A 17,195-nucleotide genomic window follows, 5' to 3' on the forward strand; every position below is an offset into this window, starting at 1 on the left:
TTTTAATATTTAAGTTGATAGTTTGTAAGTTTATCTGAATTTCAAAAAATGTCAAGCCTAATTATGAAAATTGACTCATAATCTTGGATGTTAAAATGCCCGTTGACAAACCATTTCCGGTGTTTTAAAGTTAGCATTAACGTTAACATTAGACGAAGATGAGAAGAGTACTCGGTTTGAAATGGCAACCAGCGACTGTGACGAGGTGAAAGCACAGACTATTTTAACCGACGAAGATGAACTCGGAGCCTTGACCAAGGTGAAAGCCGCGGCCACGTTTCAAACCCGATACCGTTTGGACTTTTTAAGAAAAGTAACCAGAGGTAATCGACACGCGTTGATTACGAAGTTGGGTGGCACCGCGATCATATCGTCCCTAAACAATTCACGTTGTTTGGGGACGTTTTTTCGTCTAATCCATCAGCATTTATTTTAGTGGGAGGAATGACTCGATATGCGAATCAAAGCAAGCGAAGAAAAACGATTTTTAAAGGCAGTATTTGATAAGGATGGCTTTAGCCAAGAGGACGGTGATCTGTTAGCCGATACATTAGTGGACGCGGACTTCCGCGGAATTTCATCACATGGGATTCAACGATTGGCCTGGTACACCCGGATGATCAAAAGCCATATCATTGAACCGGGAAACAAGGTCAAAGTATTGAAGGAAACCCCAACCAGCTTATTGGTCGATGCCAATAAAAACATGGGCCAAATTGCCTCGTCCTTTGCCATGCACAGTTTGATTGAAAAGACAAAGAAAATCGGCATCTCGCTGGCGGTTATCCGCAATTCGAATCACTTTGGCACCGCCGGCTACTACGCCCGAATGGCCGCAAAGCAAGGCTTAATCGGCATTGCGCTCACCAACACGCGTCCCCTAGTTGTCCCGACAAACGCCTATGACGCTTTCTTAGGATCGAACGCCTTCGCGTTTAGCTTCCCGGCTGAACCGCACCCATTTGTATTCGATGGCGCCACATCGATTGTTTCCAGCGGCAAGATTCAGGTCCTGGCGAAAAATCATCAACCCATTCCTGGAGACTGGGCGGTTGATTCCAAACGCCACGTTGTCCACGATGCCAAAAAGGTTGAGGATGATCTTTCAAAGATCGCGTTTACAGAACATCAACCAGGTGGCGGGGTTCTCACGCTTGGCGGTAACTTGGAATCTAATTCGAACTACAAGGGATTTGGTAACTCACTCGTGGTGGAATTATTGACCGGTATTTTAGCTCAGGGGCCCATTTCTGCCGATACCAATCAGCCCGGCAAACACGACTTCAGTCAATTTCTGCTGGCCATTAACCCGGATTTGTTTGGCGACTTGGAAACGTTCAAGAAGAATGCCGAGAATATGTTTGACCGAATCCGGGGATTGGATCACATCCCTGGTTCAACGATCTTTATTCCTGGCGACCGTGAATATAAAAATTATGATCAGAATTTGAAGGCTGGCGTGGTCATCGATGACCAAACGGCGGCTGAGCTTCAAAAGATCGGCAACGAAAACCAGGTTCCGGTCCCGGAAGCACTCTAGTTTGTTCCCAAGTCAATAGGAAATTGGAATAACGGATTTAAGCGTTAGAATTGACGACGCTTCATCTAAATAAGGTCCTGCCAGAAACCGCAATGAGTGGGTTTCTAGCAGGACCTTTTTTGAACACTTGCTAGCTTAAGGGATCTTGCGACCGGCCCAGCCACTTAAAACAATTCCGGTTTACGCCGGATATCATCCTTCTCACTAATTTGGCGAATCACCCGACAGGGGTTGCCGACCGCCAGCGAATTAGCCGGAATGTCCCGCGTTACCACACTGCCGGCGCCAATCACCGAACCGTTGCCGATTGTCACCCCGCCGATAACCACCACGTTACTGGCTAACCAACAGTTACTTTCAATCACAATTGGCTTGGTATATTGCCTGCCGGGCAGCGTGCTGTCAGGCACAAAGTTGCGATCCTGGTATCGTAACGGATGCATTGGGGTCGCCAAGGTCACGTTGGGACCAAGCAGCACGTCGTTGCCAATTGTAATCGGGCCGCTGTCCAAAAACGTGACGTTCATATTGGCATAGAAGCGATCGCCGATTGTGGTGTGGGTCCCATAGTCCATGAAGATAGGCCCTTCAAAAATCACGCGATCGCCTGAATGCGGCAGTAGCCGATTAAGAATCTCGTGGCGCTTTTGATGTTCATCGTCAAATGTATCGTTATAAAGCTTTGATAACCGGTGAGCCAGGCGCTGTTGTTTCAGCAATTGCGGATCTCTGGGATCAGCCAACTTACCGGCGAGCATTCGTTGTGTTTGAGTCATTTTTGCCATCTCCTAGGTCAACTTCCCTTCATTTCATTCAAGTATACCCACACTCCCAGCCACCGATCAAAATGATTAGGCACCCTTTTCGAATAATTTAAGTATCTAAATAAGCCCTGCCAATCAGTAACATTGTTATAATAAGGATTATTAACAATAGAAAAGAGTGATTATTTTGAGGGGAAAACAGTTAATGCTGGCAACGTTAAGTGGTTTACTGGCTTTGGGAGCCGGAGTTGCCATCAGCACCAGTCAAGTTAAGGCGGCGGCCAAGACCACGATTGTGAACGTCACCTTTAAGCCGACGAACGAATCCGACCTGACAAATTATGTTTACGATACGGTCGATCCCAGTAGTCAGCAGTTTCATCAATACTTAGCGCCAAGTGACTTTGCTGCTAAATTTGGGCAGTCGGACAGTTACATCCAATCCTTCAAGGACTATTTGGCGAAATACCATGTCAAGACATATGTGTATCCGGGTAATTTATCAGTGAAGTTATCCGGGACGACCACGGATATGCAGCGGGCCTTTAACGCCAAGTACGTTCCGGCTAAAAAGAAGGGCGATCACGCCAAGACGAGCTATAAGCTTCCGGGGCAGTTATCTGATAAGGTCGTTGCGGTCATTGGGTTATATTCCACTAATCCAAATAAGAAAGTTAAGAAGACGACCAGCAAGAAAACGACGAAGAAGGCAACAGCCAAGAAAGCCACAAAGAAGTCGACCGCTCATAAAAAAGCTGCGGTGACAAACGTGACGACAACCGGCTTGTCGACCACCGACACGAAACCGGATACCAGCCTTTCCACCAACGCCTTTTCCAATAAGTACGGCGCCGGAAAATTCGCCAAGGCATATCATCTAACCGGTTTGTATGCCCAGGGGCTCCAGGGTCAGGGGCAGCGAATTGGGATCATCAACGCCAGTGACGTCCGTGATTCCGATCTGTCCACCTATTGGCAGCAGACCGGCGTCAACCCGGATTTGAGCCGCGTTCGCCATATCTACACCGTTGATTCAAAGGCTCAGGCTCAAAAGGCTTTGAATACAATGATCAGTGCCGGCCAGATGGAAGCCACCCTTGACGTTGAATCTGCTTCAGCGGTTGCGCCAAAGGCCGGCCTGGATCTGTACACTGGCGATTCTACCGGGACGAAAACCACGTTACCATCATCATTTTATTCATCCTTTATGACCGCCATCTCGAGCAATGATGACAAACAAATCACCACCAGTATGGCACCGGGCTTCGAGACGACCACGGGTTGGACGGATCCAAGCACCACTTTCCAGCAGTACGATCATGCGCTTAACCTGATTTATGAACAAGCTGCGGCCCAGGGAATCACCATCTTTAACGCGAGTGGTGATCGTGGCCCTTACTCCACTCCAAGTTCCAAAGAAAATCATACGATGTCTACCTCGCCATACCAAGTTGTGGTCGGCGGCACAACCTTACCATACCAAAAGATCATTGACGGCAAGTTGGTAACTGTCGCCAAGGAACGTGCTTGGGGCGATACCTATTCACGGCCGGCTTACGATACGAAATACAGCAGCTTTAGTGGTGGTGGCGGTGGCTTCTCCGCAATAAATCCAACGCCAAGATACCAGCAGGGTGTTTCCGGCGTGAACACCTTTAGAGCCATCAACATGCTGACATTTAAAAACGGCCGCTACACGTTGACAAAGAATCCTCACATGATCTTTGGCACTGGTAACTCACGAAATATTCCGGACGTTGCCGGAAATGCGGACCCGAAGACAGGGTACGCGTCAGTTGTTTCCGGTCCGAAAGTCACCTTTAATGCCAAGACCAAAAAAGCTGTCAAATCAACAATCACAATGTGGGGCGTCGATGGCGGCACCAGCTTTACCACCCCTCAAATAGCCGCTGCCAACGCGGTCATCAACAGTGGCCGGCAAACGCCTGTTGGATTCTGGAATCCTCAAATTTACAAATTTGCCCAGGATACCGACACACCATTCAACGTTCTTGACGACGCTGACAACAATAATAATTTGTACTACACCGGCCAACCTGGCAAGCTTTATAATCAGGCAACCGGACTCGGAACCATTAACTTTGAAAAACTTTTGAACAAATTCGATCACGAGACCAACTAGAGCCGGCTTGAAGCTAACGCCGCTCAAAAAAGTTGTTTAAGGATCATCAGTAACAAATCGGGCGATTATTCCCAGTAATGGAATAGTCGCCCGATTTTTTTCTGGAACCGAAACTCCTGATCGTTTCACTTGTTAAACTAATTCATCTTTTGAAACTGCTGCTGATCGGCAATCGGAAACTCCGTTGGTGTCGATTGATTCATTAAGTCCTCAGTCAACGCAACCTGATAGATTGTCTGGTCGTTATAGGGCTGCATTGAATAAATCAAATTCTGGGTATCCATATAGCCGCGATACTGCGTGTAGTCCTCACTGCCATCCTGCTTAATTTTGACGCCCTTAGGAATTTCCACCGCGTTGAGGATGTGGCTCAATTCGGTGACGGTTTGCGAAGTGGCTACCTGATCGGTGTACTCGCGCATGTAAACGGTCCGGATGAACCGCGAAACCGACGTGTAGTCGCCGGGCATGCCCAGCGCCCCACTACCTGGTCCAAATGACGAAACTTGATAGCCGTCATAGTCCCGAGCTGGATGCGGGGTTGGCTTTAGTTCGGTATAGTTACTCAAATTCTTCAAATGCCACGTAAAGTCCGGGCTGTTGGTCATCACGCCAACGGGATTTTTCATGTAATGAACCCCATCGGCCATGATTTCCAGTACGTCACTTTCACCGGTTCTGTCAGTGACGATCCAGTGAAGCGGGACGGACTTGCCCATGACCTTAACCGGAGCAGCCACCACGTTCAGTTGATCGATCAGGGTCCCTAATTCCTGAACGCTGGCAGCATTTCCTAAGATCCAGTTCAATACTTCGTGCGGGGCAATGTTAACCTTCCCAGGGACTGATTTGTCAGCGAATTGGGCTTCACCGCTGAAGTATAGGGCAGCGGCACTGACACCCTTTTCGTTCACGCCGTCCACCAAAATATAGTTGCCCAGGTTGCGGCCAGCGCCCACAAACCCGTATTTCGTATGATAAGAACTGTTGGCGACGTCACTTGGAAATGTCTGATCCCGGGGAACAGCCACCGGCCGCCCCTTCAATTCAAAGCCAAAGTCCATCGTTCGAGCCAAAAAATTATCGCCAGTTTCTGATAAAAAAGTGACACTTGTACACATCTTAACCACTCCTCTTTGAAAATTAGTTTACCGCTGCTAAATCAATTTGCCAAGACGGTTGCGGGTTTAATTGATCAACGCATCCCAACCTTCACTGCCAAATATTGCTGGGATCTTCTGAATGAGAAATTTGTCCATTCATACAAAACCAGGCAAATAATTTTGGAAAATCGGCCAATTTTGATAGCCTTAAAATCATCTATATTAGAAGGTGAAAAGACAACTGCAACGTCCAAGGAGGCTGATTTGATGATGACAAATAAACTACTAATCTGGTTAATTATGATTATTGGAACCCTCATTTTTCTGAGCGTTGAAGGTTCCCTCAAGCAATCCATCAAATTGATCACCCAATTTCTGACGGTAAAATTGCTCCGACGCCACTAAAAATCCGAAAAAACGGGCGATTGAATTTCTTCCCCGTTCCCTAAATAATTGATAAGTCGTTGAAAAAAGCGATATTTGTCTCGCTAACCATGCTAATAATGGAATAAGCAAGTTAGATTTAGGGGGAAATCCATATGCGTCCAAGAAAACTCGTCATCGGCGGAATCGTGACCGTCATCGTTCTGGGAATCGGCTTTATCGGGGTCAAAGCCACTATCAGTCCCAACAGCGCCCCGCAGCCGGTTACTCAGGCAAAACAGGAAATCGTGCCGAACCACGTTTACCAATCCTATCGTTACCCTTATAAGCTCACCATTGTAAGGCCAGCCGCGAAACTCTACTCACGACCAGCGGGGACCCGCGGCTGCCAATATCTGGGAACGGTCCATTCACGGCATGTTACCGCCCAAGTCACTGGCCAAATTCGTGACGACCTCAATCATAACCAGCGAGCTGGGTATATTCGGTTCACTCAAAATCACCATCACTATTGGATTAGCGCGCAAGAAACCCGTTTTCGCGACCTCGCCTCGCTAAAGGGCTCAAATTCTCAAGTTGAGACCGCCATCGCGGCAGGATTAAAGTTAGTTGGCCACTCGAAGTACGATTACGGTGGCGGCAGAAATCTCACGGACATCCACCATCACCGGTTCGACTGCTCATCTTTTGTGAGGTATTGTTACGGTAAGGCTGGTGTCACTCTTGGAGATCTGGACAGCGTAACAACGTATACGTTGGCTACAATGGGACACCAAGTTAAATTTCAAAATATGAAGCGTGGCGACATCTTCTTTTTCACCAATGCAAGGGGCCAAGTGAACTCCCACGTGGCAATCTATCTGGGTGACAATCTATTTCTCCACGATCACGGCCAATCGGACACCGGCGGCGTGGGGATCACATCCCTAAACGCCCCCAGTTGGCGTCAAGAAACGAATGGTCTTGTTCGCCGACTTATAAATTAACGACGTAAAAAGGTGACCCAGTGGCCACCTTTTTTGATGAAACAATTATTTTTTCGTCGGCAACACAACAAACGAAATTGCCATCAGCATCAGCCCAACGGCAAAAACCGATATCGACAGCCAGGTTCCAAACGTGGGATCACCCCAGAACAAAAAGCCGGCAGCGACAAACGCCGCGCCAGAATACAGATTAATTTCTTTATAAAATCGATGATTAAATTTCACTTACAAGCACCCTTTCAATTTAATGCAATTCGCTTCACCAAGCGAGACGGTAATAGATCATAGTGGCCACCGCGACGCCCCACCAAAGAATGACCATCAGAACCATCATCAGTCCTTTAATCAACGTATTTTGAATCGTCAAATCAGCGTACTGCCGATCGATCCACCTTCGCGAGCAAACCAATCCGAAGACTATCAACGCGATTGGCAGGACAAAGACGGATAACTTATTGCCCGGACTGTCTGCCGTGCCAAAGCCAAAATGCGTCGGCACTTCCGTTGGCAGCCGGGGGTAAAAAACGATGGCGGTGAGGGCCAATATTGTGGTGACAACCCAGTGAATGGCAATCAACTTACCGTAAGATTTTGAAATTAAGATTGAGAGGTTCATGAAATTACCTTCTTTAACGAGAGGCGGCAACGGAGATTGTAACTAACCTCATTTTTGAATACATAAACGCTTTAAATTACTAACCAAATTTAAAACCTACCGTGAAAAAATATGATGAAAAATCAATCCACAATATCAAGAATTAATGGTAAGTGATCCGAATAGCTTAAAAAGTTGCGGCTTCCAAAGCTAATCTTGTATTTTTGATCAGTAGGCAAGTAAGCATAATCTATGTGATATGGTCGATCGACTTTTCGATGCATATAAAAAGAGGGTTGAGTTTCCTCTCCAAATGGCTCATTGGTTTGCTCATGATAAGCACTTACATGATCAATTGAATGCATCAAGCGATTAAAATCCGTATGAGTCCGATAACCATGCTCATGATCCCAAATGACATTGCTATTAAAATCACCGATTAAAATTGTGTCACGCAAATCCTGCAAGTGAAATTTCGTATAAACATATTCATCTTCAATATAATTGTCTTTAGCCCAAATTCCTAAAAAAGTTTTTCCGGCAAACTTGAACGGCATGTAGTAACGCATCCGAAAGTCATCCCATGAAAGGGGAATGATCTTCTGAGCATTCATCGTAAAAACCAACAAGCCCCTTTTATCTCCTGGAAAATGTAAACTATTCTTAAATTGAATATCCTGTAAAAAGTTTTGGTTTGTTATTTTGCTCACGCATTCGGATTCAGCAATAATATACAAATCCGCTCGAAATTTCTTTACATATTCATACTTGTTTCGAAATGCGCCATTACAATTCCAAAAAACAATTCGCATAACTGCCCCCTATCCCATTTGCAAACATAATCTTTAGTTCCCCATCGCAAACTATCTGAATTCGGTTATCCTCAGTGCTTGGTCAGCCCATTAGTCAAAAATGCCGATATGAAGTTAATCTCTTCGGTAATCGTCACGGGTATATTCAAGACCCGCTTGCCAAGATAGCCCAAAACACTGGTAAAAAGAAATTGGATAATGTAATTTGCGGGCATATCAATCATTTTACCATCATGCTGGAGACGCTTAATGTTTGGTACAACGTTGGTGGACATCTGACTGACGAAGGCTTCCTTCAACTGGGAAATAACCCCCTCATCGTCAACGATCACCTGGCCAACCAACAATTTTAATGCTGGATAATTTTTGTCAATAAATCGCAGGCGGTCAGGCACAATTGCTTCAACGAAGGACTTCACGTCATCAAAAGAATGCTGGAAAGCCGCCGTGCCAAATTGGTCGACAGCTTGCGGCAGCGCCTTAGTTAATAGCGGCGTTAAAACCGCCACGAGAAGCGCCTGTTTATTTTGAAATCGCTGATACACCGATCCAACCGCCACGCCTGCTCGCTCGGCAATTTGCGCGCTGGAAGTTTCACTGAATCCCTGTGAAGAAAACAATTCCAGGGCCGCTTGGAGGATCCGCTTCTGCTTCTCCGTCAAATCATCCATTTTTTTAAGGGTCTCTTGGTATAATTCTTGAAAATCGTTCTCACTATTGGCCACGATCCCACCTCATTTCAATATTTAGTTTAGCTGACTTTTATCAATATCACAAATACGGTTGACATTTATTATAAAAAAGATTAGCATATTTTTGGTTCAAAAACGAATGAGCACTCATTCATAGTTTAGGAGGAATTTAAAATATGTCAAAGTGGTTTTCAAATAAATTTAGTTGGCTGGCCATCATCATTGCCAGTTTCATCTCGCTATCATTTGTGTTTTGCGCGTTACCGGCATTTAAGCACATGCCAACCAACACCAAAAATTTACCGATTGTGATCGTCAACCAGGATAATCAGCAAATTTCCAATAAAGTTGCCAGTGGCTTGAAGGACGATCTGCCGTTTAAGCATCTGACAATTTCAAGTAATCTTAGTCAGACCAAGCACCGAATTGAAGTTCGCAAGGCGTCGTTGGCCGTTGTGATTCCCGCCGGCTTCAACAAGGACGTTCGGGCCGGCAAGCAGCCCACGTTAAATTTTGTGGTTAACAATGCCAACTCGATGCTGCAGACCAACGTGAACCAATCACTCATTTCTCGGGTCCAAAGTACCGTTAACGCCCAATTGACGCAGCAATCCCTCGTGGGAATGTACGCCAAGCAATTAGCACCGAAAATGATGAAAACGGCCATGCAGGCTGGCATGAAGACCGCCATCAAAAAAGCCATGGTCGCTTCGAAGGGCCAAGCGGTGAACCAAAAGAAGATTCGCCAACAGGTTCAGGCTCAAGTCCAGCCGAAGATTGAAAAGCAGGTGATGGCCCAGGCAACTAAGATGGCCGCCCCATTTAACATCACCGCTAAATCATCAACTGATACAATGGGCACCAAGCAGCCCAATATGCAGCACCAGATGGCGCCAATGTTCATTTCCATGGGCCAGTATCTGGGCTTGATGATCGCGTCGGTCATATCGATCATGACCTTCATGTCCGTCCGCTTTATCGGTGGCAAATGGAAGACCTTCTTGGGCCTGCAAATCACCGGTGTCATTACGGCCTTTGTCCTTGCCCTGATCACCATTGGGGCAATGCGGACCTTGGTCAGCTTTGACGGCAGCACGTTCAACGCATTACTCTGGCGGAACAGCTTATATGACCTCAGCGTCTTTGAGCTAACCAGCGGCCTCGCCTTGTTGGGTGGTGGCCTACCGAGCTTGCTCGTCCAAATGCCGCTGTTCATTCTTCAAATTTTGGCTGGCGGCGGCACCCTTCCACGGGCAGCAATGACCAGCTTCTACAAATTTATCAGTCAAAATACGCCAATGTATCAGAACATTTATAACAGTTTCAACGCCATGGCCGGCCTGGGAAACAGCGGATCACTTGAACAGACCCTGTGGTGGATCGTCCTCGCTGGTCTCGTGTTCGGCGGATTGGCAGTCGCAATTGGCTATCGCGGTACCAAGCGGCATGGGTTGGCAGCCGTGATTCCGGCTAAATTCTGATCATTAATCTCCCTCACTAATTATCTGTCTCATTGAAAAAAGCGCCCGGTATTTGAGCGATACCGCCAAAGCTAAAGTTTGGACTTTAACTTTGGGGTACTCCTCAATTTTCCGTTGACGCTTTTTTTGATGGTCAAAATGACTATGTAATGCGACGCCATCTGATATAGAAAACCTTCTCGCCCATTGCCGATCCAGAATCAGAAAATCATCCTTGTTTCGACGACTTTTAAGCCATCTTAATCAGCCCAACCCCAACAATCATCAAGCCAATCCCCAGTGCTTGGGCGGCCACCATCGGTTGGTGAGCGGATCGCCACCAGCCAAATTGCTGAATCAGCACCGAGCCGATTATTTGACCGATCAACCCCATCATGATGGTCAGACCGGCACCAATTTGAGGGACCGCAACCACGGTGACAAAGAGAAACGACCCACCCAGAAGACCCCCTAACCAGTTCCAGGGTCTGGTGGTCTTGAGTTCCCGGGTTGTCGGCACGCGCTTATCGATGACGCCAGCCACAATCGCAATGAGAATCGTGCCAACGAAGAACGATATAAATGCCGCTTGACTGGTTGAATGCAGCAGGGTTCCCAAGTGCCCGTTGATCGCCTGCTGCATCGCGGCCAGCACCCCAATCACAACGCCCCAGATTTGCCGGCCAATCATCGCAGTGGATTTCCGCTGACGGGTCACCGTTGTGTCAAATTGGCGGACATCCCGGTTTGTCAAACTGGGAAGCACAACCGCAACCACGACGCCCACAATCAAAACACCAATTCCAATTAACCGCCACGGCGTCATAGCAATCTTTTCAGCGCCGAACCAGCCAAATAAGTCGGTGATCGTCCCCATCGTGATTTGTCCCATAATCGGCAAAATCGTGGTTTGAATCGCGCCAATTTTAGGGAACAGCAAAATATTTGAGGTTAAATAAACGGCCCCCAGAAGGCCTCCCAACCAAATCCACATCGGCTGGGCCCGAATAAATGAGCCGCTGGGAAACAGCCGGCCACTCATCGTCAGCGCCAGCACCCCCAGAAACAGGGTGCCGATAATAAAGGAAATGGTGCCCGCAATAAACGGTGATCTGACAATTCGACTGAGATCAGCGTTAATTGGGCTTTGATTGGAGAGCAGAAACCCCGCAATCAACGAAAACAACATGAACAGCAGCACACTTTTCACCTTCAAGTCATGATAGATACCAAGCAAAATTTCTTCAGAAAACGCCAAAATAAAAGCTGCCCACTTCGAGTTAAACCGCTTATTAACCCTTTAGCAGCGCGCTTGTGACGCTATTTAATCACCTTTCGCCAGCTGAATTGATTGTATTATACACCCAATTGATTGGGCGACTGGCGGCTACCCTCTTATTTCACGCTATCTCCCATTCAAACGACTAGCACAGTGAGCCCCTTTGATGATAGGATAAAAGCAAATTTAAATATCAAGAAAAGCATGGTGATATTATTCTATCGTAATTAAAGGGGGATTATTTATGCAATCTTTGGCAGATCAACTCACCCAATTGACACCCGAAGAACTCATTCAACTCACATCTGGTGCGGACTTCTGGCACTCCAAAGCCTTACCGGACCGCCACATTCCAAATTTCCGAATGAGTGACGGCCCTAACGGCTTGCGTTATCAGGCTGGCAGCGGTGATGCTTTAGGTATAAATGAAAGCGTCATCAGCACCTGCTTTCCCACTGCCAGCGCGGTGGCCTGCACTTGGGATCCCGAACTGATTTCCGAGATGGGCCGGGCAATCGGCCACGAGGCACGGAGTCTGGACGTCGATATGGTGCTCGGCCCGGGAATCAATATTAAGCGCAATCCGTTGTGCGGCCGTAATTTTGAATACTTCAGCGAGGACCCCTTCCTGGCAGGCATGATTGGGGCCGCCTGGATCAAGGGCCTGCAGTCAACCGGCGCTGCCGCGTGTTTAAAACACTTTGCCGGCAATAATCAGGAAAATGACCGGCTCCTGTCTGATTCGCTCATCGATGAGACCGCCCTTCACGAACTGTACCTGGAGGCATTTCGCATTGCCGTTCAGACCGCGCATCCCGAGGGCATCATGTGCTCTTATAACAAGGTCAACGGCACCTACGCCAGCGATAACTCCTACTTATTAACCGAAGTGCTCCGCCATCAGTGGGACTTTAAGGGGACCGTGGTCACTGACTGGGGCGCGCTGAATGACAAAGTCGCCAGCTTAAATGCCGGCGGGGACCTTGAAATGCCATCGAGTGCCAATATGTTTGATCCTGAAGCCTTGAAGGCGTTAAATGCCGGCAAATTAAAAGCTGCCGCGCTCCGCCGGGCTGCCGGTAACGTGATTCAAACTGCCGAAAAGAAACGCCCAGCCTTTACCGGTGAGCGAGAGGCTTTGCTGGCCGAAGATGGCCGCCTTGCCCAAAAAATTGAAGAGAATGCCGCGGTCCTTTTGAAAAATGACGATCAAATTTTACCCATCCGACCTGATCAAAAACTGTTAGTAATTGGGCAAATGGCAGCCGCCACCCGTTACCAAGGGGCCGGTTCGTCACACATCAATCCCCCGGAAAAGTCGACCATATTAGATGGATTCAAGAAGGCCAAAATGCCATACGATTACCAACCGGGTTATGCATTCTCACGTGAGAACGACGACCAGTTAGCCGCCGATGCGGTGGCGGCCGCCAAGGATGCACAAACGGTGTTAGTAGTGGTCGGATTGCCCGAAAGCGCCGAATCAGAGGGCTTTGATCGTCCCAATATGAAACTGCCGGCTAACCAAAATCAATTGATTGACCGCCTGGCAGCCGTGACGCCCAATCTAATCGTTCTATTGGTGGCCGGGGCGCCGGTTGAACTGCCTTGGCGGTCGCAAGTTAAGGGCTTAATCAACCTGTACCTGGGCGGGCAATTTGTTGGCGATGCCGCGGTTAATTTGCTTACGGGTAAAGCCAACCCATCGGGGAAGCTTGCTGAAAGCTATCCGATTTCGTATCAGGACGTTGCCTCCGCTGACCTGTACGACCGCAATCCCCAGTCAGCCGCTTACGCTGAAAGCGTCTATGTCGGCTACCGGTATTATGACAAGGCTAACCAGCCAGTAGCCTTTCCGTTCGGCTTCGGCTTAAGCTACACCACCTTTCAATTAAGTGACTTGAGCTTGGATCAGTCCCAGATTCAAGCTGACCAAGCGCTAAACGCAACCGTCACGGTTACCAACACGGGCGACCGCGATGGCGCGGAAGTCGTTGAAGTTTTCGTCGGAAATTCGGCGGACAGCCCACTAAAGCCATTGAAGGAGTTGAAGGGCTTTCAAAAGGTTTTTCTAAAAGCGGGCCAAACAACATCCGTCACGATTACGCTACCAGCCCACGCCTTTAGCGACTGGAATGATCAGCAGCAGGCTTGGCAGTTACCGGCCGCTCACAAAACGGTCCTCGTCAAAATTGGGTCTGATCAAAGTCAACTGACCGCCCCCGTTGACGTCCGCGGCCAATCGCTACCGAAAAAAGAGCTGCCGGATTGGTACGTGAACCCGGTTGGCAAACCAACTTTAGCGGACTTTACCACCATGAGCGGCTTAACCGTTCAACCGGCAATAACAGCTCAACCTGGCCAATACACCCGCCTGAATACGCCCCGGGAGCTCGGCACCCACTCGGCACTGATTCGCAAAATCACCTCAATTCTCAAAAACAGTATGACTAAGGGCATTGCCGATCCCGAAAGTTCCGAGGCCAAGTTCATGGAAACCATCGTCATGGATACGCCACTGATCCGTTTAGCCCAACAATCCGGCGGAAAACTGTCGCTGACGCTGGTTAATAAGCTCGTCGCGATTGCAAATCGTCATTACTTTAAGGGAATTTTCGGTCGCTAAAAATTTTTGATCGTCAAAGGGGGAGACTATCATGACACAAGGCCCAAGGTGGCGGCTGCCCGCTGCCCTGTTATCCATATCAATTCTGTTGACCAGCGCCAATGCGGTTGCCGGCACCATTCCACTCATGGCGGCCCGCTTTCCCACCATTCCGCTGAGCCAAATTGAAAGTTTAACCACCATTCCGAGTTTGAGTGTGCTGATCTTTGTGATTTTAAGTAACCCAATTGCCAAAAGACTGGGCAATAAAGTGACAGTTTTAATCGGCGTCTTCATCGTCCTATTGGCCGGATTGATGCCAACCGTCGTCAATTCATTTTGGCTGATCTTGGGATCCAGATTTTTATTAGGCGCCGGGATCGGTCTGTTCAACGCGCAGGCTTACAGCTTGATTAGTTCATACTATGAGGGCACCCAACGTCAGACAATGATGGGCTATGAAGGCTCCGTCAACTCACTTGGAAATATCCTGATGTTTCTGATTTCATCGTTCTTGATCGGCTTTGGCTGGCGGCAGGTTTACCTATATTATTTGATTGCCATTCCCATCTTTATTTTATTCTGGTGGGGTGCTCCCAACGACCGGCACGCAGCCGATCATCCCGATGATCAGTCAACGCCGGTCGCCCAGCTTAGCCTCGGTCAGTTATTGAGGGGCCGGTTGATGATCTACGCGTTACTCGTGTTATTCAGCATGATGATTATGCAGACGGTGATCGTCAAAATTTCCGGATTAATCTTAACGGCCGGCTACGGTAAAATCGCCGACGGCAGCATTGCCCTCGCCATCTTGGGGGTTGCCAACATGATTGGCGGCACGCTCTATGGGCGGATCTTTAAATTAATTCACCGGCTGATTCTCCCCATCGGTCTCATCATCGCGGCAGTCGCTCTGTTTGCCCTTTCATACTCCCAATCCCTATGGCTAACTTACGTGCTGACGATGGTTGCCGGACTGAGCACATCCTTGGTGGGCCCTTACTTGTTCGCCGGATCGGCCGAAATTGCCGGCAAGGGAAACGAAACGGTCGCGTCGTCAATTTTGATTGTCGGCATTAATATCGGCGTGTTCATCACACCATACGCGCTATCAGGACTAGGACATCTCATCGGCAGTGACCAACCGGCCCCAATTTTAGCCGCGGTAAGTGTTGTTCTCGCCGCGATTGGTGGTTTGACATTTTTGCTAAAGGAACCGGCCTAACTAATTTGATCGTGGACCGCGTCGTTGCGTTAAGAAAATAAGTCAACAGTCAAAAGGCGGCTAAATTGAGGAGTCCCCCAATTTAGCCGCCCTTATAGGCTGGTATTCATCATCAATTTCATTGTTCGGTGATAACTAACCGCTACTTTTCAGACAGTCGCGGCAAATTCAGCTCATAAGCCAGCCGGCGATCGTCGATGGCGTCCTCCACATGAATAATGCCCCGTTGAACAAAGCCATTTTTTTCGGCGATGTGTTGCACCCGCTTGTTCAATCGGTGAGTATCCAACCGGAAATTAAAGACGCCGGCTTGGATCCCCATCGAGATTAAATTACTCATGAAAAAGTCAGTCAAATGCTGGCCCCGGAATTGACTGGAAAGGGCAATCCGGTGAATGGTGTAATAGTCGCTTGTTGTATCAGCCCACTCGCCGGCTTCAATCGTGGCATAGGTTGGCTCCGGGGATAAAATCAGGGCGGCATTCCCCGCAACCTGACCGTCCACAATGAGCACCCACATTACTTGCTTGGCAATATCATCCTTAATTGTCTGCGCATCGGGATGACCATCTTGCCATTGCGGGCTGCCGTCGGCTTTTAAAAGCTTCTTAGCCTGTGAAATAATTGCGTTGATTTTGTCAAAATCTTCGGTAACTGCTTTTCGAATGTAAATTGCTGCCATCAAATCCACCACTTTCGCTAAATTGTTTGGTTTAATTCTAAGACTAATTGGGGATTGGGCCAAGAAGTATTTATAATGGAAACGGTTACACTTTTACGACTTAATTTCCTTACCTGGCTTGCCTTGGTAGTATGATGAAGCTGTACCCATGTGAGGAATTATCCCTAAGGGTTTAACGAGGGGTCGCGCCTATGAAATCGATCATTACCGGGATTCTCAATTTTTTTAGATTACTCTTACAACCATTAGTTAGGATCTTAATCCGTACGCAGGAGCTAAGTGATCAATTGAACGTGATGATCAGACGGGCGGTTGGCAAATATTTCGGGACCTTCGTTGATTTTGGCGACCTGACCGGATACGTCATGCTCTTTATATTGGTTGGAATCGTTGGAATTCTATTATTGATCGTTAAATTGCTGAATTTATGATTTGCAGCAAATTCTGAAAATTTATCCTTGGAATCAGCTTTTATCGACGAAGAAAAGTTAGACTACTACCTATTGCGTTAAGGGAGGGGTTAACAATGATTAATGGACCTGTTAGAATTTTGATATTAATTGGCGTTGCGCTTGTACTTCTGGCCTTATTACCTTTTCTTGGTGGAAGTAATATTTTCAAGAGAAGAAACTTTAAGGAGCCAACCTTCAGCATCCTTAGACGCTCTGTATTAATCTCGTGGATTTTATTAATGATTTCATTGGGCTTGGATACCACAAAAGTATTATTAGGGTTTGGAAGCTTTTCTAAATACACCATCCCCTCTTATTTCGTCCAAGCCATCGTATTCTATGTAATTGGCTATTTACTATCCCGATTTGATCCTAAATAGTTACCGGACTCACCGATATGGATGTAAGGTAAATCAGTCGCTCAACTTCCAAAAAAATCTAGCCCTCAATTGTCAAGTTAAGTGCAACACTAA

The 17,195-nt window shown here is 47.6% G+C and carries 17 protein-coding genes; 9 read left to right on the forward strand and 8 right to left on the reverse strand.

Annotation, left to right across the window (positions count from 1 at the left end):
- Positions 1-454: 454 nt before the first annotated feature.
- Entirely contained in the window at positions 455-1,540 is a 1,086-nt protein-coding gene (locus FD47_RS02730; RefSeq protein ID WP_056980017.1) for an Ldh family oxidoreductase, read from the forward strand.
- Positions 1,541-1,704: 164 nt separating this feature from the next.
- Here FD47_RS02730 and FD47_RS02735 read toward each other — a convergent pair whose 3' ends face one another.
- A complete protein-coding gene (locus FD47_RS02735; RefSeq protein WP_054732751.1) occupies positions 1,705-2,316 on the reverse strand; it encodes a sugar O-acetyltransferase in 612 nt (203 codons plus the stop codon).
- Positions 2,317-2,509: 193 nt separating this feature from the next.
- Here FD47_RS02735 and FD47_RS02740 point away from each other — a divergent pair, with 193 nt between their 5' ends.
- Positions 2,510-4,447 carry a S53 family peptidase gene (locus tag FD47_RS02740; protein ID WP_056980018.1) on the forward strand — a complete coding sequence of 646 codons (1,938 nt, stop codon included), beginning with the start codon at positions 2,510-2,512 and terminating at the stop codon, positions 4,445-4,447.
- Positions 4,448-4,584: 137 nt separating this feature from the next.
- Here the strand turns inward: FD47_RS02740 and FD47_RS02745 are convergent, their stop codons facing one another.
- Positions 4,585-5,568 (reverse strand): choloylglycine hydrolase family protein, encoded by a 984-nt coding sequence (locus tag FD47_RS02745; protein WP_054732747.1) that lies wholly within the window; start codon positions 5,566-5,568, stop codon positions 4,585-4,587.
- Between the two features lie 249 nt (positions 5,569-5,817).
- On the opposite strand from FD47_RS02745, the gene FD47_RS15325 reads away from it, so the two are divergent.
- The gene (locus FD47_RS15325; RefSeq protein ID WP_156319439.1) at positions 5,818-5,955 is read left to right on the forward strand and encodes a hypothetical protein; all 138 of its coding nucleotides are present in this window, start codon (positions 5,818-5,820) and stop codon (positions 5,953-5,955) included.
- Positions 5,956-6,089: 134 nt separating this feature from the next.
- Entirely contained in the window at positions 6,090-6,920 is an 831-nt protein-coding gene (locus tag FD47_RS02755; RefSeq protein ID WP_056980019.1) for a C40 family peptidase, read from the forward strand.
- A 45-nt stretch (positions 6,921-6,965) separates the two neighbouring features.
- Here the strand turns inward: FD47_RS02755 and FD47_RS02760 are convergent, their stop codons facing one another.
- From FD47_RS02760 to FD47_RS02775, 4 genes are all read right to left on the reverse strand, one after another.
- Positions 6,966-7,145, reverse strand: a complete 180-nt coding sequence (locus FD47_RS02760) for a hypothetical protein (RefSeq protein ID WP_008212264.1) — start codon at positions 7,143-7,145, stop codon at positions 6,966-6,968.
- A 34-nt stretch (positions 7,146-7,179) separates the two neighbouring features.
- Positions 7,180-7,536, reverse strand: coding sequence for a DUF1648 domain-containing protein (locus FD47_RS02765; RefSeq protein WP_054732741.1), 357 nt, complete (start codon positions 7,534-7,536; stop codon positions 7,180-7,182).
- 122 nt (positions 7,537-7,658) lie between these two features.
- The gene (locus FD47_RS02770; RefSeq protein WP_054732738.1) at positions 7,659-8,327 is read right to left on the reverse strand and encodes a hypothetical protein; all 669 of its coding nucleotides are present in this window, start codon (positions 8,325-8,327) and stop codon (positions 7,659-7,661) included.
- 71 nt (positions 8,328-8,398) lie between these two features.
- Positions 8,399-9,052 carry a TetR/AcrR family transcriptional regulator gene (locus FD47_RS02775; protein ID WP_054732735.1) on the reverse strand — a complete coding sequence of 218 codons (654 nt, stop codon included), beginning with the start codon at positions 9,050-9,052 and terminating at the stop codon, positions 8,399-8,401.
- 143 nt (positions 9,053-9,195) lie between these two features.
- Between FD47_RS02775 and FD47_RS02780 the strand changes: the two genes are divergently transcribed.
- Positions 9,196-10,500: a YhgE/Pip domain-containing protein gene (locus FD47_RS02780; protein WP_056980020.1), complete on the forward strand. Its 1,305-nt coding sequence runs from the start codon at positions 9,196-9,198 to the stop codon at positions 10,498-10,500.
- Between the two features lie 229 nt (positions 10,501-10,729).
- On the opposite strand, the gene FD47_RS02785 is transcribed toward FD47_RS02780, so the two are convergent.
- On the reverse strand, positions 10,730-11,680 hold the full coding sequence (locus FD47_RS02785; protein ID WP_054732830.1) for a DMT family transporter: 951 nt from the start codon (positions 11,678-11,680) through the stop codon (positions 10,730-10,732).
- 322 nt (positions 11,681-12,002) lie between these two features.
- Here FD47_RS02785 and FD47_RS02790 point away from each other — a divergent pair, with 322 nt between their 5' ends.
- Positions 12,003-14,384, forward strand: a complete 2,382-nt coding sequence (locus FD47_RS02790) for a beta-glucosidase (RefSeq protein ID WP_056980021.1) — start codon at positions 12,003-12,005, stop codon at positions 14,382-14,384.
- Between the two features lie 31 nt (positions 14,385-14,415).
- Complete coding sequence (locus FD47_RS02795; protein ID WP_054732733.1) at positions 14,416-15,588, forward strand: MFS transporter; 1,173 nt, start codon at positions 14,416-14,418, stop codon at positions 15,586-15,588.
- Positions 15,589-15,730: 142 nt separating this feature from the next.
- Here FD47_RS02795 and FD47_RS02800 read toward each other — a convergent pair whose 3' ends face one another.
- Complete coding sequence (locus FD47_RS02800) at positions 15,731-16,270, reverse strand: GNAT family N-acetyltransferase (RefSeq protein ID WP_054732730.1); 540 nt, start codon at positions 16,268-16,270, stop codon at positions 15,731-15,733.
- A gap of 191 nt (positions 16,271-16,461) precedes the next feature.
- Here FD47_RS02800 and FD47_RS02805 point away from each other — a divergent pair, with 191 nt between their 5' ends.
- On the forward strand, positions 16,462-16,701 hold the full coding sequence (locus FD47_RS02805; RefSeq protein WP_054732727.1) for a hypothetical protein: 240 nt from the start codon (positions 16,462-16,464) through the stop codon (positions 16,699-16,701).
- Between the two features lie 95 nt (positions 16,702-16,796).
- On the forward strand, positions 16,797-17,102 hold the full coding sequence (locus FD47_RS02810; RefSeq protein ID WP_054732724.1) for a hypothetical protein: 306 nt from the start codon (positions 16,797-16,799) through the stop codon (positions 17,100-17,102).
- The last annotated feature ends 93 nt before the right edge of the window (positions 17,103-17,195 follow it).

Origin of the sequence: Lentilactobacillus parafarraginis DSM 18390 = JCM 14109 (genome assembly GCF_001435895.1) — a bacterium.
In the GTDB taxonomy this organism is placed as follows: Bacteria; Bacillota; Bacilli; order Lactobacillales; family Lactobacillaceae; genus Lentilactobacillus; species Lentilactobacillus parafarraginis.

Coding starts and splice junctions, on each gene's coding strand:
- FD47_RS15325 (WP_156319439.1), top strand. CDS start 5,818: ATGATGACAAATAAACTACTAATCTGGTTAATTATGATTATTGGAACC.
- FD47_RS02770 (WP_054732738.1), bottom strand. CDS start 8,327: ATGCGAATTGTTTTTTGGAATTGTAATGGCGCATTTCGAAACAAGTAT.
- FD47_RS02765 (WP_054732741.1), bottom strand. CDS start 7,536: ATGAACCTCTCAATCTTAATTTCAAAATCTTACGGTAAGTTGATTGCC.
- FD47_RS02730 (WP_056980017.1), top strand. CDS start 455: ATGCGAATCAAAGCAAGCGAAGAAAAACGATTTTTAAAGGCAGTATTT.
- FD47_RS02805 (WP_054732727.1), top strand. CDS start 16,462: ATGAAATCGATCATTACCGGGATTCTCAATTTTTTTAGATTACTCTTA.
- FD47_RS02795 (WP_054732733.1), top strand. CDS start 14,416: ATGACACAAGGCCCAAGGTGGCGGCTGCCCGCTGCCCTGTTATCCATA.
- FD47_RS02755 (WP_056980019.1), top strand. CDS start 6,090: ATGCGTCCAAGAAAACTCGTCATCGGCGGAATCGTGACCGTCATCGTT.
- FD47_RS02735 (WP_054732751.1), bottom strand. CDS start 2,316: ATGACTCAAACACAACGAATGCTCGCCGGTAAGTTGGCTGATCCCAGA.
- FD47_RS02780 (WP_056980020.1), top strand. CDS start 9,196: ATGTCAAAGTGGTTTTCAAATAAATTTAGTTGGCTGGCCATCATCATT.
- FD47_RS02790 (WP_056980021.1), top strand. CDS start 12,003: ATGCAATCTTTGGCAGATCAACTCACCCAATTGACACCCGAAGAACTC.
- FD47_RS02800 (WP_054732730.1), bottom strand. CDS start 16,270: ATGGCAGCAATTTACATTCGAAAAGCAGTTACCGAAGATTTTGACAAA.
- FD47_RS02740 (WP_056980018.1), top strand. CDS start 2,510: ATGCTGGCAACGTTAAGTGGTTTACTGGCTTTGGGAGCCGGAGTTGCC.
- FD47_RS02810 (WP_054732724.1), top strand. CDS start 16,797: ATGATTAATGGACCTGTTAGAATTTTGATATTAATTGGCGTTGCGCTT.
- FD47_RS02745 (WP_054732747.1), bottom strand. CDS start 5,568: ATGTGTACAAGTGTCACTTTTTTATCAGAAACTGGCGATAATTTTTTG.